The sequence below is a fragment of the Pedobacter zeae genome, assembly GCF_014196715.1.
GTDB classification, from domain to species: domain Bacteria; phylum Bacteroidota; class Bacteroidia; order Sphingobacteriales; family Sphingobacteriaceae; genus Pedobacter; species Pedobacter zeae.
This window is the reverse complement of record NZ_JACIEF010000002.1, coordinates 1,252,293-1,267,705: the sequence shown is the minus strand read 5'-3', so window position 1 is coordinate 1,267,705 and position 15,413 is coordinate 1,252,293. Positions and strand designations below refer to the sequence as shown.

Below are 15,413 nucleotides of genomic sequence, written 5' to 3'. Positions count from 1 at the left end.
ACATAACAAATTAATGAAAAGCTTAAGAACCATCGCATTAAAAGAGGCTCAAAACAGAATTTCACCTGAAGTTAAATCTCCTTCATCGAAAATTTCTGATTTTTACGGCTCAAATGTATTTGATAAGAAAAAAATGAGAGATTTCTTATCTAAGGACGTGTATGAAAAATTAATTTCATCTATCAACCAGGGTGAATTAATTAATTCAGACGATGCTAACCAAATTGCAACCGCTATGAAAGCGTGGGCGATTGGTGCTGGCGCAACGCATTATACACACTGGTTCCAACCATTAACAGGTACAACTGCAGAAAAACACGATTCATTTTTTGAGCCAAGTGGCGATGGAGCTATCGAGAAATTCTCGGGTAGCGCTTTAGTTCAACAAGAGCCAGATGCTTCCAGTTTCCCTAACGGCGGTATCCGTAACACTTTCGAAGCCCGCGGTTATACCGCTTGGGATCCTTCATCTCCAGCCTTCATTATGGAAAGTAAAGCAGGTAAAACCCTTTGTATTCCTACCGTTTTCGTATCATACACCGGGGAAGCATTAGATTATAAAGCACCTTTATTAAAAGCATTGGCGGCATTAGATAAAGCTGCTGTTGATGTTTGCCAGTATTTCGATAAGAGCATTACCAAAGTAAATGCTTCTTTAGGTATTGAGCAAGAATATTTCCTTGTTGATGAGTCGTTATTTAACGCCCGTCCGGATTTATTATTAACCGGCCGTACTTTATTCGGACACATGTCTGCTAAAGGTCAGCAACTGGAAGATCACTATTTCGGTTCTATTCCTGAGCGTGTATTCACTTTCATGGTAGATTTCGAAAACGAAGCCCTAAAATTAGGTATTCCTTTAAAAACACGTCACAATGAGGTTGCACCTTCTCAGTTCGAGTGTGCACCGATTTATGAAGAAATCAACTTAGCTATCGACCACAACCAATTGTTGATGGATTTGATGGAAAAAGTTGCCCGTCGTCACCACTTCCGTGTGTTGTTACACGAAAAACCATATGCAGGTATCAACGGATCAGGTAAACACAATAACTGGTCGTTAATTACCGATACCGGTAAAAACTTATTGGCACCAGGTAAAACGCCTAAAAACAACTTAATGTTCCTTGCTTTCTTTGTTAATACCATCAAAGCGGTTAGCGAACATGCCGATTTATTACGTGCAAGTATTGCATCGGTAAGCAACGATCACCGTTTAGGTGCTAACGAGGCTCCTCCGGCAATTATCTCTATCTTCTTAGGTTCGCAATTGAACGATGTATTGGATGAGATTGAGCACTCGCGTATCAGCAAAAAAATCAAAGAAGATAATGCACTTTGGTTAGGTATCCCTAAAATCCCTCAGATTTTATTGGATAACACCGACCGTAACCGTACATCTCCTTTCGCATTTACAGGTAACAAATTTGAGTTAAGAGCGGTAGGTTCGTCTGCTAACTCTTCTGCTCCGATGACGATCTTAAATGCAATTATGGCTGAGCAATTGGTTAAATTCAAAGCTGAAGTAGATAAATTGATCAAAAAAGGTGATAAAAAAGATATCGCTTTATTAACCGTGATCAAAAAATACATCAAAGAATCTAAAAATATCCGTTTCGAAGGTAATGGTTATAGCCAGGAGTGGGAAGATGAAGCTGCAGCACGCGGTTTATCAAACATCAAAACCACACCAAAAGCCTTGGATGCTTACTTAACTGAAAAATCAGCGGAGTTATTTGCAACAACAGGTATTTATAGCCCACGTGAAATTCATGCCCGTCATGAAATCATGTTAGAAAACTTCTACAAAAAATTACAGATCGAGGCACGTGTAATGGGCGAAGTGGCGAACACCGCCATTATCCCGGCTGCCATTGCTTACCAAAACTCTTTGATCGAAAACGTACAGGGATTAAAAGCAGTGGGTGTAGACAGCAAAGTTTCTCTTGATATCGTGAAAAAATTATCAGAGCACTTAGAAATTGTGAAAACCAATATCGATGCGATGTTAGAAGAACGTAAAGTAACCAACAAAATCGAAGATACCCGCGAAAAAGCGATTGCTTACGATGAGAAGGTTAAATCTTACTTCGATACCATCCGTTACCACGCTGATAAATTAGAGCAAATTGTTGACGACAGCGTTTGGCCTCTACCAAAATTCAGAGAATTATTATTCATGAAATAGATTTTAAGCCGTAAGGTTTAAAGTATAGGGCGTAAGGTTTAAACTTTACGCCCTTTTTTTGTTCATTAGTTCATTAGTGACTGCAAACTTCCAGCAGTTCCAGGCGTCATTTCGACTGCAGCATAGCGGAACGGAGAAATCTACTTATTTATTTCTTGTATAAGAAACCCATTTTACCACAAACTGCCAATTGAAAATTGTAAACTGCTTATTATTACTTCGTGCCTTTGTGGTAAAAAACTTAAGCGCATTAGCGGTATTCAAACATTTTTTTGGAAAGCAATACCTGTGCTCATCGGTTAAAACAGCCCTGCTTTTCTTCCTGCTGTAAAGTTCTCTCTAATTTCAACTTATGGTTCACAGCATCCATCCAATCAGGTTTATTTAACCTAGGCCGGTGCAAGGAAAAAACCCGCCACAGGGAACAGCCCTCCGTACCCTAAGCCCGATTGTACGAATGCCGTTTTAATCGACAGTTTTTTTTAATCTCCGAAATTTAAAAACGGCAGCAGGAAAAGCGGGGCTGAAAGCCGCCATGGAAGACCAGACGTTCACTTCCCAAAAAGAATAAGCCGCGATCTCTTGCTGTTATAGGAATATAAACCTTTGTGCTTAGTGCCTTTTGCTTAGCTACACTCAGATGCATTGAGGTCCCTTAGGCGGTAAAAATCGTTTGGAAAGCAATACCTGTGCTCATCGGTTAAGGTAGCCCTGCTTTTCTTCCTGCTGTAAAGTTCTCTCTAATTTCAACTTATGGCACACAGCATCCATCCAATCAGGTTTATTTAACCTAGGCCTGCAAGGAAAAAACCTGCCACAGGGAACAACCCTCCGCACCCTAAGCCCGATTGTACGGATGCCGTTTTAATCGACAGTTTTTTAATCTCCGAAATTTAAAACGGGCAGCAGGAAAAGCGGGGCTGAAAGCCGCCATGGAAGACCAGACGTTCACTTCCCAAAAAGAATAAGCCGAAATCTCTTGTTGTTATATGAATAAACCTTTTTGCCTTAAGCCTTTTGGTTAGCTCAACTTAGATGTGCTTAGGTACCTTAGGTGGTAAAAATCGTTTGGAAAGCAATACCTGTGCTCATCGGTTAAGGTAGCCCTGCTTTTCTTCCTGCTGTAAAGTTCTCTCTAATTTCAACTTATGGCACACAGCATCCATCCAATCAGGTTTATTTAACCTAGGTCTGCAAGGAAAAAACCTGCCACAGAGAACAACCCTCCGCACCCTAAGCCCGATTGTACGGATGCCGTTTTAATCGACAGTTTTTTTATCTCCGAAATTTAAAAACGGCAGCAGGAAAAGCGGGGCTGAAAGCCGCCATGAAAGACCTGACCTTCACTTCCCAAAAAGAATAAGCCGCAATCTCTTACTGTTATAGGAATATAAACCTTTGTGCATAACGTCTTTTACTTGGCTCCATTCAGATGCATTGAGGTCCCTAAAAGTGGCAAAAATCATCAGGTAAAACCCAACACCAGATTAATATTTTCATGATCAACTTTAGGCTTCTGGTACCAGACTTCAGACTTTCTATCAACCTTTTACCCTCTACCCTTTTACCTTCCACCTTAAAAAACTATCTTTGCGCAACATGAGTGATAACAGGTACAATCAACGCGGCGTTTCTGCCTCAAAAGAAGATGTGCACAATGCCATCAAAAACATCGATAAAGGAATTTTCCCAAAAGCATTCTGCAAGATCATCCCCGATATTTTGGGAGGTGACGAAACCTATTGCAACATCATGCATGCCGATGGTGCCGGCACCAAATCTTCTTTAGCTTATGTGTACTGGAAAGAAACCGGCGATATTTCGGTTTGGAAAGGTATTGCACAGGATGCCATTATCATGAACATCGACGATTTAATCTGCGTGGGGGCTACAGATAACATCCTGCTGTCTTCTACTATTGGCCGTAACAAAAACCTGGTGCCAGGCGAAGTTATCGCTGCTGTCATTAACGGAACAGAAGAAATTCTGGCCGATTTACGCGAACAAGGTATCTCCATTTACTCAACCGGCGGCGAAACAGCCGATGTGGGCGATCTGGTACGTACCATTATTGTCGATTCTACGGTGACCTGCCGCTTAAAACGCGAAGAGGTCATCAGCAATGATAACATTAAACCGGGCGACGTGATTGTGGCCCTGGCTTCGTACGGACAAGCTACCTACGAAACCGAATACAACGGTGGTATGGGCTCAAATGGCTTAACCTCTGCCCGCCATGATGTTTTTGATAAATCTATTGCCCATAGCTACCCTGAAAGTTTTGATCAGGCAGTACCTTTCGACCTGGTTTTCTCAGGAGGCAAAAAACTAACCGAAGAAATAGAAATCGAAGGTTTCGGCAAAACAACTGTTGGCAAATTGGTGCTGTCACCTACCCGTACTTATGCCCCGGTAATTAAAAAGATTTTAGAAAGCTACCGCAGCCAGATCAATGGTATTGTGCATTGCAGTGGTGGCGCACAAACCAAGGTATTACATTTCATCAATGATGATATCCATGTGATCAAGAATAACCTGTTCCCTATTCCGCCGCTTTTTAAGCTGATACAGGAGCAATCAGGTACCGATTGGAAAGAAATGTACAAGGTATTTAATATGGGGCACCGCATGGAGCTGTATGTACCGCAGGAAATTGCAGATCAGATTATCGAAATATCGAAAAGTTTTAATATCGATGCCAAAATTATCGGCCGCGTAGAAAAAGGCGATCAAAAACAGGTAACAATCGAGAGCGAAAAAGGAACATTTGTTTACCACTAATTTCGCACTTTGCGTTTCATATCAAGGCTTCGGATAAATCCCGAGGCCTTTCTTTTTTTCATCATCACCTATCTTTACCCCCCAATTGCAATAAACGCTTTACAATGGGTAAAAACCATTATTACCAGTCAAAAAAAGTATATTCGTGACAATAAACTAACAAAACATGAATTCTAAAAAGACCATTGTAATGGGCTTGCTGGCTTGCCTTGTCATCAGCCTGAGTGCTTTTATGCCGAAAGCCGAACCCGCGCCAAAAGCAAAAAACTTAAAGGTATTGCCTAAAAACATCAGCAAGGAAGAATTGGACAAAGTAATGGACGATTTTAAACTTGCTTTAGGGGTACGCTGCAGCCATTGCCATGCGCCGATGAAAGATAACCCGCGTAAAATGGATTTTGCCAGTGATGAGAAACCGGAGAAGGAAATCGCACGCGATATGATGCGCATGACAGCCAAGATCAATAAGAAATATTTTCACAAGGCTTTAGAGGAGGGCAAAACCATTACCCAAATTGCCTGTATCACCTGCCACAATGGTAAAACTGAGCCCAGTAAATAAAGAGACTCATAATAATAAGAATACAGTAAAGGAAGGTTATAGAAATTATTTCTCCGCCCTTCCTTTACTTCTATTAAATTGTGCTAAATTAATATTTATATCCTACTCCTTCAGAAAGTGCAAAAGAATTTGAATTATAATAACTATAATTGCCGTATTCCGAACTATACTCTGTTAAAGCTGTGCCAAGGTACACAGAATGATTTCCTGCAGGAACAACTAATTCTCCTGGATACCCCCCATTGCCTTGAAGACTTCCAAAATTATTAACGTACTTTATTTTAACAGGGTTAACCAAATAAATTGGCGTATTAAAACCTGCGTCACTAAAAAATTCCAGTGAAATGAAGTATTCAAATCTAGCATCTTCATTCGTAATACTGCTATTATAATAAGAACCTTCTTCATTATAAACAGAAACTAATTTAACATATATAGGCTTATACAAATAATTCACACCATCTATATCACCTTGTGAAAGATAATAATTATCACCCCATGTGGTAAATCCATCCTTTTTTGTCATTTGTGGAGCTGTATTTCCCCCAATTCTAGCTGCTGCGTTATTAGAGCGATAAAGCATTACAGAATTGAAATCAAAAGTTCCAATCTCTGAGCCTGATTCACCTTGTACACTATATGTATCGTATTGTGATGTCCAGAAAGAATTTATATTACCATAGTTTACTGTAATATATTGATCCCTATCCGCTCTTGTTTGTTCATGCATTAAACCAACAGCATGCCCTATTTCATGTACTACAGTGGTAAAACTAGCATTATCTTCTAATTTAATCTCCTGTCTACCTCCAATCATACCCAATTGAGATGAGCCAGATCCCTGCGACGGTGAACCTGTAAAATCAACGTAATTAGGCTGATTCGTCCGCTGAACAAAACGAATTGGTGTATTAGACTCCCATTCATTTATTGCTAGCCCAATATTACTGCTGTTTAGGGTGTAACTTATGGTATAGTATACAATGCCATCAGGCCATAATTTCTGAAATTCAGCCGTAAACGTACTTCGTGGCGTAGTCGCCTTACCATCACCAACTTTATTATACTCCAAATAAGCAATTTGATCTTTTGATAAGATCACATCGCCTCCAACAACATATTCTCCTCTATCATTAATTTGGGCAGTAACCTGCCCACCGTTCTTTAAATGATAGGTAATAACTTTACCTGGAGTGTTTTGTGACTGCTCTATTTTAACAGAAGTTTCTTTTTTACAGGCAGTCATAAAAATAACGAGCGCTGCAACAGCATAATAGATTTTTTTCATGTTTAGATGTTTTAAATTTTAATTCATGTTGATTTAATTATTAAGTAAAACATGGTTGACCTACTATAAAAGCACAAAGGTGTAGTATTAAAGCGAAATAGAATTGGAGGGATAAGCTGCTTAAGCAGAACTTAATGTTCTAATTCAATGAAAAGATCTTTTTCTGAGAGAGAGTGCGTTTCATAGATAGTTTTATTTGTTTTCCATGATAAAGATAGCTGTCTATTATAAAAACGGTTACTTTTTTACATCAAATACTTGGTTTATTACACAAAGTCCACTGAAACAAGATTAACTGTGAAATCATAAAAAAACAAAGCGCGGTCATAATTGACCTTCAATTTTAATAAATATACGTTATTAATTATTATTTAAAGTTATGACGAACACCAAGCTGCATGTAGTAAGCTTAAGAATTGGTCTGAGGAGCACCAAATGTTTCTCTAGTGATATCACTCAGCTGTCCCTATGTGCCACAAGAAATTGCAGATCGTATTATCGAAATATCAAAAAGCTTTAATATAGATGCTAAATTATAGGCCGCAAAGAAAAGGATAATCAAAAACAGATAACCATTGAAAGTGAGAAAGGTACTTTCATTTATCATTAAGAACATAAAAAGGCTGAAATACAATTTCAGCCCTTTTTTATTCCCGTTCTACAAATTTGTGAAACGTACTTTCATCTCCATTAGCTTTCTTCTCCTGGTAAAGAAAATCGAGTTGATGCTCATCAAAGGTTTTAAAAAAAGTATCCCAATCAATTTCTTTTAAGTCGGATGAGTGATCGCTATGCTTAGGAAAATGTATCCTTAAAACCCCATCGCCTTTATTTGTTGAGGTATCTGCAACTATTGCAGGTACACCGCCATGCTCCTCTGCCCAGGCTTTAATGGTTGCATGGTTATGCGTCTGTTTCGAACTGCTCATTGTTTTATAAATTAGTTTTTAATAAATAGACTAATCATAGAATCATGTTCGGCAGGAAATGGTTTTGGATTTAACAAAAAAAGCGCCGGTCAAGTGTGACCGGCGCTTTTAATAATATACGTTATTAAGTATTAGATAAAGTTGTAACGAACACCAAACTGCATGTAGTAAGCTGAAGAATTGGTCTGAGAAGCACCAAATGTTTTTCTAGTGATATCACTCAGCTGTCCCTATGTGCCACAAGAAATTGCAGATCGTATTATCGAAATATCAAAAAGCTTTAATATAGATGCTAAATTATAGGCCGCAAAGAAAAGGACAATCAAAAACAGATAACCATTCAAAGTGAGAAAGGTCTTTCATTTATCATTAAGAACATAAAAAATAACATAAAAGGGTTGAAATACAATTTCAGCCCTTTTTTATTCCCGTCTAAAAATTTGAGAATTATCTTCAGTAAAATGATTTTAGAACTTTAAGAAAATAGAGTATACATAATTAACAATTAAGCATATACTTTATTATGTCATCACTACCATATAACATGCCCATAATAAGAGTTAGACCAATAGGCAACTTGAAAACCGCTTGTATTATCATACACTTGATTCCCAAATTCCCAGCCTCGATCTACTGTAAATTCACCTAAATGATATGAAGACACTCCATCATCTATAAGCAAATTTACCACAGAATCCACACCACCATAATAACTAAATATATTTAAAGTAAAATAATTCGAAGTTATGTATGGAATTGTACCTGCTGCATCCTGATAAAACTCTAAAGTAATGTCATAAGACCTTTTATCGTAATCACTGGCACCCGAGCTATAAGAGTCATTGTAAATTAAATCATGAATTTCTTTAATGTAAATATCTTTTCTGTAGGGATAAAGTGACTTCAAAGACAAAATGTCTCCAGATGTAAATGCACGGTCACTCCCGTCAGAACAAGCTGACATCACCGAACCATACGATGGCCCAGTCGGAGTACCTCCTATGTGATTCGCTCCAGGGCCAGTCCCTTCGTTATTTCCTGGTTTCACTACTCCACAGCTAAATGCTCTATTCATATAGTCAGTATGTCTGAGCCCAACCGTATGTCCAATCTCATGAACTAATGTACTAACAGCATCAAGTCGATCATAAGAATTGTTATAATAATAAGTATTAACATTAATTTGATTATAAGGATTTCCAGACGTAGGGAATCCAGCAGACATTAAATAAGCTTCATTAGGATTGGTCACCGCATTTATGTATGTTGTTGAAATAATAATATCAGCGCCCGCAGAACTTGAAGTTCTACTAAATATCAAGCTTAAATCCAAATTATTATATCTAGCTATTGCTGTATCCAAGCTATTATGCATATAAGTTCCAAAAGCCGGGCTCATAAATATATTTATTGTCCTACGATTTGCACTTAAGCTTATTAAGTTATTTGTCCTATAGTGGCTGAGGGGGTCTTTCCCCTGAATTTTTAATTTTTTTAGGCTTAATAATAAAGGGATATTAATTTTTGAAGCTTCGCTGAGTTTATTTATATCTTCAGTTGTCATGAAAATATCACCTTCAACTAAATAGCCATTTTTATGCTTTCTAAGTCCCTCACTAGTATCAAAACCTGCGGCTTTTAATTTTTGGATAATATCATTGGATATTTCTATTTTATTTTCAACAATAGTCTGGTCTTTTTTACAAGCACTAAAAACTGCGATCGATAAAAACAAAGCATAATAGATTTTTTTCATGTTTAGATGTTTTAAATTTTAATTCATATTGATTTAATTATTGTGTAAAACAATGGTTGAACTACTATAAAAACACAAAGGTTTAGTATTAAAGCGAAATAGAATTGGAGGGATAAGCTGCTTAAGCAGAACTTGATGTTCTAATTCAATGAAAAGATCTTTTTCTGAGAGAGCGTGCGTTTCATAGATAGTTTTATTTGTTTTCCTTGATAAAGATAGCTGTCTATTATAAAAACGGTTACTTTTTTACATCAAGTACTTGGTTTATTACACAAAATACTATGAAACAAATATTTAACTGTAAAATTTATTTTAAAAAAAAAGCGCCGGTCAAATATGAACGGCGCTTTTATTAATATAAACTATTAAGTATTAGTTAAAGTTGTAACGAACACCAAACTGCATGTAGTAAGTTGAAGAAATGGTTTGAGATGTACCAAATGTTTCTCTTGTGATATCACCTTGGCTGTTATTAAGTCTAAATGTAGGCTTTGTAGTATCATTTATAGCGCCAACATTTTGTGGAACTAAGATAGAAGAACTATTTACAAAGTTTACATTACCCCATTTACGGTTTAGTAAATTACCTACGTTGAAGATATCTACTGTAAATTGGAAAGAATTTTTAGTGTTACCAAAGTTCTTGAAAACCTCTTGAGTTAACCTAAAATCAAACTGATTTCTCCATGGAGATGTTGCTGCATTACGCTGGGCAAATTCACCCCTGTGTTTACTTAAGTAGGCATCTTGCTGAATATAAGCTTCGAAAATATCTGCCTGTTCTTGAGCGCTATATGCTCCCTTATAGTTAGTTGTTCCGGCGGGAATAGCAACGAATGATGAGGCTGTCATTTCGCCTGGTTTAGGAATATAAATTAAATCATTTCCTGATTGACCATCACGGTTAAAATCTGTACTATAAGTATAAGAGAATCTTCCTTGTTGAGTTCCCTCATAGAATAATGAGAACGAAGTTGCTAAATTTCCGAAATATTCTTTTCTATAAGAAATGTTGGCAATGATGCGATCTGGATTTAAGTTTTGGGAATAACTTAGAGTTGGCTTATTTGGGTTACCAGAAGTTGCAGGAATTGACCACAAGTTTAACAATTGATCACCACCGCCATCGCCGTAATTACGCTGATCAGATCTGGTATAAGCAATCATTGCAGACAATCCGCTTTGGAATTGCTTCGTTAACTGTGCAGTAGCTAACCAGTTGTAACCACCCTTTGAATTTGTCATCTGAATTACGTTGAAACCAGATGAACTTGTGGTAGCAGCAGTAGAGGCAACAGCTCCACCATTTGTTAATGAAACAAATTGTCTGGCAAATGCTCCTGCCGATGTTGTAGGCAATTGACCACCAGAAGGAAACATTAATCTATTGTCGCCATAACCACTGATATTCAATGCTGTTGGGTTAACCAAGTTGATGTTTTGAGCAACAGCAACATTTAAATCACGTCCATAAATACCTTCCAAAGTTCCGATAATACCCCATGGCAATTTAATATCGAAAGCAATACTTGATTTCCATGTTTGCGGCAATTTCAGGTTTGGAGACATCACACTAATGCTACTTGGAATCGAAGATCCTGCTGCAGGAGCAGCGTTTAATAAGTTTGGCGCTATGTTTGGACTAAAAAACGGGGTATTTGCTTGCCCTGAATAAGTTTGAGTATATTGTAGTAATCCAGCATCACCTGATTGAGAAACAATCCATACAAATGGAATACGACCGGTAAAGATACCTGTACCACCACGTACCTGGAATGAACGATCACCAAATACGTTCCAGTTAAAACCAAAACGAGGTGAATAAGAAATTCTATTCTCAGGCAAAACACCAGTGTCCACTTTTTGTCCATTAAAACTTAAGCCAGCAACCAAAGGGTGTGTCCTAACTTCACTTACATCAGGATATGTGGCTTGTTCGACACGCAAACCAGCTGTTAGTTTTAAACGGTCAGAAACAGTAAACTCATCTTGTAAATAGGCAGAATACTGATTAAATTTAAAACTTGGATAAGCTTGAGAACCATCTGCAGTTAAAGGATAAGTAACAGCGTAATTCGAAGGTTTAGCATTATTTACAAAATCAGCCCAAGAATTAAATACATAATAACCTGTACCAAAACGTTGGAAACCATTTTTAGTAGTGCTAAATTCAGCTTGTAAACCTAAACTAATGTTGTGTTTTCCTAAGGCAATACTTAAATCATCAGAATAAGTATATCCTTTAACATCTCTTAAGTTTCCGTAAGTAAATGGCTCATAACCAAAAGTTGTTGCTACAGCCGGGCCATCTAAGATATCAACCAATGGAAATGGGCTACTATCTGATGTCCTTGGATCGTTTTGATGAGAATAAGTTGCCCTAGCCACATTCGTTACCTTACTACCAAAAGATGAAGTTAATTCTGCTACAGCAGAGTATAGATTTGCCGCTTGATAATAGTTAGAATTTGCAAATGATAATGCAGTACTTGCTGCTCTATTATTGGCACTTGAAAAGGTTACACCAGAACCAGTTGTAGAAGTACTTAGAGATGATGGTGATTGACTTTCTACCTGGTTATATCTAACACTAAAACGGTGATCTTTTGTAATGTTCCAATCTAAACGGGCAAACATTTTCTCGTTATCACTGATATTCGAATACCCCTGATAAGGACCTGTTGCATAACCATACTTAGATTGCAGATAAGATGAAACTGTATTTAAGAAATCTGCGGTAGGTTTTGCAACAAATGATGGCGTACTTGAACCGCCAAAAGGAAGTTGAGGTGTTGATGCAATTTTATTTGTTCCAGGTTGAATAGTATGTTTCTTTTCGTAGTTTACAAAGAAGAATAACCTATCTTTTACTATTGGGCCACCTAGGCTAAAACCGTAATTTTTCTCATCAAGTTTTTGTAAAACTGGGATTCTATAAGTTTCGCCTATTCTTTTTCCTTGTTGCTCTTCTCCGCGCATGGTATAAAAAGCACTACCAGTAAAATTATTGGTACCAGAACGGGTTACAGCAGTAACAGAGCCTCCCGTAAAACCGGTTTGACGAACATCAAATGGAGTTACATTAATCGAAATCTGCTCTAACGCATCAATTGAAATTGGTGAACCGCCTGCAGGGATGTTCTGACCAATACCAAATTGGTTGTTAAAGTTAGCACCGTCTACGGTAAAGTTGTTAGAACGATAGTTACCACCACCAATTGAAGTACCATTTGCCTGTGGCGTTAAACGGGTCAAATCGTTAACACTTCTACTAATGGTCGGTTGACTTTGGATCTGCTGTTTGCTGATCACAGTAGAAGTACCATTCCTACTTGAATTCATAATTGAATTGGCACTTTGACCCACAACTTTAACCTCCGCAAGAGTTGAACTGTTATCTGTTAAAACTAAATTTAAAAGATAAGGCTCACCTAATTTCAAATAAACCTCGGTTTGTTTCTCTGGCCTGTAACCAACAAAACTAACTTCAATGGTATAAGGACCGCCAACACGCATACCACCAATGGTAAAACGGCCATCGTTGTTTGTAGATACCGAATAAACAGTCCCGGTTGGTGTGTGTGTTGCTTTAACACTCGCACCAGGCAAGGCGCCTTTGGCATCCTTAATTGTTCCTGTCATTGATGAAGTGGTTACCTGTGCGTTAACGCCGAAAGTAATACCTACAAATGCAACAATAACCAGTACTAATCTTAAAAGTAAAGATTTCTTCATACTTTGTTTTTTAAATGTTTTTTGTCGTTGAAAATAACCCCAATAAGGATTTTATTGCTGCAAATGTCTTAATAAAATTTAACAGATTTTAACATCTCATGTTAAAAAATTATTAAGTCGGTCAAAACTTTTCAACATTTAACACATATTACCTCAATTATAACTTTCAGTTTATCAATACATTGACATTAAAGCTAAATTTTTAATAACGAAACATTCAGTTGATTATAATTTAAGCATAAAACCTATGTTAACTTTGGTATTTTTTAAATAATATATATTAACACCCTTTTTTTAGCCCTAACATCCTGATTATTCAACTTTTTACGACCTGTACCATATATTATTCTGCAAATCAGGCGGATGGTAACGATTATTTTTAAACATAAGCTTCACCACAATCACTACCCAATGTAATTTTTAAGGCCTATATCAACATTGCCCTATTCAATTGACATTTTTTTTTTAGTTTTGAGCGATTATTAAAGGATCAAAACCTTTAACATTTGTAGTGTACGGGATAAATGAGCAGATAACCGCAACCTTAAAATTACCGGTTAATGCAGAACAATTAAAAACAAAATCTCTTTAAAATAGATATGAACCGTCCATAATTAGATCATTAGTTATGGTAAGCTCCGTCTGACAGATAAAAAACAAATTAGAAAAAACAGATGAATTACGACGTTATTGTTTTAGGCAGCGGCCCAGGTGGTTACGTAGCTGCGATCAGAGCTTCTCAATTGGGACTGAAAGTTGCAATTGTTGAGCGTGAATCATTAGGTGGTATTTGTTTAAACTGGGGCTGTATCCCTACCAAAGCACTTTTAAAAAGTGCCCAGGTTTTCGAATATATCAATCATGCTGCTGATTACGGCATTACGACTTCGGGTGCTACTGCCGATTTTGCCGCTGTGGTAAAACGCAGCCGTGGTGTTGCCGATGGCATGAGTAAAGGCGTTCAGTTTTTAATGAAAAAAAATAAAATTGACGTGATTATGGGTACGGGTAAAGTTAAACCCGGCAATAAATTAGAAGTTAAAGGTGCTGATGGTTCACAAAAAGAACTTAGCGCTAAACATATCATCATTGCAACAGGTGCCCGTTCGAGAGAATTGCCTAACCTGAAACAGGATGGCAAAAAAATTATCGGTTACCGCCAGGCCATGGTACTTCCCGAATTACCAAAAAGTATGGTGGTGGTAGGCTCAGGCGCCATCGGTGTTGAGTTTGCTTATTTCTATGCCACCATGGGTACCAAAGTAACCATTGTTGAGTTCATGGAAAACGTTGTACCAGTTGAGGATGAAGATGTTTCAAAACAACTGTTACGCAGCTTAAAGAAAACCGGTATCGATGTAATGACCTCAGCCAGTGTCGAATCGGTTGATACCAGCGGTGCAGGTTGCAAAGTTTCGGTTAAAACCGCTTCTGGCATGCAAACCATCGAAGCCGATATCGTACTTTCTGCGGCAGGCATTGTGGCCAACATCGAAAACATTGGTTTAGAAGAAGTAGGAATCAAAACCGAAAAAGGTAAAATCGTTACCGATGAGTTTTATAATACTTCGGTAAAAGGATACTATGCGATTGGTGATGTGGTGGGCGGACAAGCCCTGGCACACGTTGCTTCTGCAGAAGGTATTATCTGTGTAGAAAAAATTGCGGGTCAGCATGTAGAACCATTAGATTACAATAATATTCCGGGATGTACTTATTGTACACCAGAAATTGCTTCGGTAGGTTATACCGAAAAAGCAGCCAAGGCAGCAGGTTATGAGTTAAAAATCGGTAAATTCCCATTCTCAGCCTCAGGTAAAGCCAGTGCCGCCGGTGCTAAAGATGGTTTCGTAAAACTAATTTTCGATGCAAAATACGGCGAATTATTGGGTGCACACATGATCGGCGCCAATGTAACTGAAATGATTGCCGAAATTGTTGTGGCACGTAAGCTGGAAACCACCGGACACGAAATGATTAAATCGGTTCACCCTCACCCAACCATGAGCGAAGCCATTATGGAAGCTGCCGCTGATGCTTACGGAGAAGTAATACACTTATAAGGTAGAAGGTTTAAAGGTGGAAGGCAGAAGGCTAAAGCTTAATAAACTTAATTAAAACCAACATTACAGAGCCCTTTAGTTAATCCTAAAGGGTTTTTGTATTTTTATCAG

General features: G+C 37.8%; 8 protein-coding genes. 4 read left to right on the top strand and 4 right to left on the bottom strand.

All coding sequences use genetic code 11. The annotated features are described in order from the left end of the window. The first annotated feature begins 13 nt into the window (after window positions 1-13). The 3 genes from GGQ60_RS12030 to GGQ60_RS12020 all read left to right on the top strand — a co-directional run bounded on the left by GGQ60_RS12030 (window position 14) and on the right by GGQ60_RS12020 (window position 5,531). Window positions 14-2,188, top strand: coding sequence for a glutamine synthetase III family protein (locus tag GGQ60_RS12030; protein WP_183764197.1), 2,175 nt, complete (start codon window positions 14-16; stop codon window positions 2,186-2,188). A 1,599-nt stretch (window positions 2,189-3,787) separates the two neighbouring features. Then, on the top strand, window positions 3,788-4,969 hold the full coding sequence (locus GGQ60_RS12025; RefSeq protein ID WP_183764195.1) for an AIR synthase related protein: 1,182 nt from the start codon (window positions 3,788-3,790) through the stop codon (window positions 4,967-4,969). Window positions 4,970-5,135: 166 nt separating this feature from the next. After that, window positions 5,136-5,531 (top strand): c-type cytochrome, encoded by a 396-nt coding sequence (locus GGQ60_RS12020; RefSeq protein WP_183764191.1) that lies wholly within the window; start codon window positions 5,136-5,138, stop codon window positions 5,529-5,531. 88 nt (window positions 5,532-5,619) lie between these two features. On the opposite strand, the gene GGQ60_RS12015 is transcribed toward GGQ60_RS12020, so the two are convergent. The 4 genes from GGQ60_RS12015 to GGQ60_RS12000 form a co-directional block, all read right to left on the bottom strand. After that, the gene (locus GGQ60_RS12015) at window positions 5,620-6,819 is read right to left on the bottom strand and encodes a M12 family metallopeptidase (protein ID WP_183764188.1); all 1,200 of its coding nucleotides are present in this window, start codon (window positions 6,817-6,819) and stop codon (window positions 5,620-5,622) included. Window positions 6,820-7,466: 647 nt separating this feature from the next. Next, window positions 7,467-7,748 carry a hypothetical protein gene (locus GGQ60_RS12010; protein ID WP_183764185.1) on the bottom strand — a complete coding sequence of 94 codons (282 nt, stop codon included), beginning with the start codon at window positions 7,746-7,748 and terminating at the stop codon, window positions 7,467-7,469. Window positions 7,749-8,280: 532 nt separating this feature from the next. Beyond that, complete coding sequence (locus GGQ60_RS12005) at window positions 8,281-9,504, bottom strand: M57 family metalloprotease (RefSeq protein ID WP_183764182.1); 1,224 nt, start codon at window positions 9,502-9,504, stop codon at window positions 8,281-8,283. 372 nt (window positions 9,505-9,876) lie between these two features. Next, the gene (locus GGQ60_RS12000) at window positions 9,877-13,239 is read right to left on the bottom strand and encodes a TonB-dependent receptor (RefSeq protein ID WP_183764180.1); all 3,363 of its coding nucleotides are present in this window, start codon (window positions 13,237-13,239) and stop codon (window positions 9,877-9,879) included. Window positions 13,240-13,913: 674 nt separating this feature from the next. Here GGQ60_RS12000 and lpdA point away from each other — a divergent pair. Beyond that, window positions 13,914-15,302 (top strand): dihydrolipoyl dehydrogenase, encoded by a 1,389-nt coding sequence (lpdA, locus tag GGQ60_RS11995; RefSeq protein ID WP_183764177.1) that lies wholly within the window; start codon window positions 13,914-13,916, stop codon window positions 15,300-15,302. Window positions 15,303-15,413: the final 111 nt, after the last annotated feature.

Bases quoted from the DNA above. Each gene is read 5' to 3' on its own strand.
- GGQ60_RS12000 (WP_183764180.1), bottom strand. From the start codon at position 13,239: ATGAAGAAATCTTTACTTTTAAGATTAGTACTGGTTATTGTTGCATTT.
- GGQ60_RS12025 (WP_183764195.1), top strand. From the start codon at position 3,788: ATGAGTGATAACAGGTACAATCAACGCGGCGTTTCTGCCTCAAAAGAA.
- lpdA (WP_183764177.1), top strand. From the start codon at position 13,914: ATGAATTACGACGTTATTGTTTTAGGCAGCGGCCCAGGTGGTTACGTA.
- GGQ60_RS12015 (WP_183764188.1), bottom strand. From the start codon at position 6,819: ATGAAAAAAATCTATTATGCTGTTGCAGCGCTCGTTATTTTTATGACT.
- GGQ60_RS12005 (WP_183764182.1), bottom strand. From the start codon at position 9,504: ATGAAAAAAATCTATTATGCTTTGTTTTTATCGATCGCAGTTTTTAGT.
- GGQ60_RS12030 (WP_183764197.1), top strand. From the start codon at position 14: ATGAAAAGCTTAAGAACCATCGCATTAAAAGAGGCTCAAAACAGAATT.
- GGQ60_RS12010 (WP_183764185.1), bottom strand. From the start codon at position 7,748: ATGAGCAGTTCGAAACAGACGCATAACCATGCAACCATTAAAGCCTGG.
- GGQ60_RS12020 (WP_183764191.1), top strand. From the start codon at position 5,136: ATGAATTCTAAAAAGACCATTGTAATGGGCTTGCTGGCTTGCCTTGTC.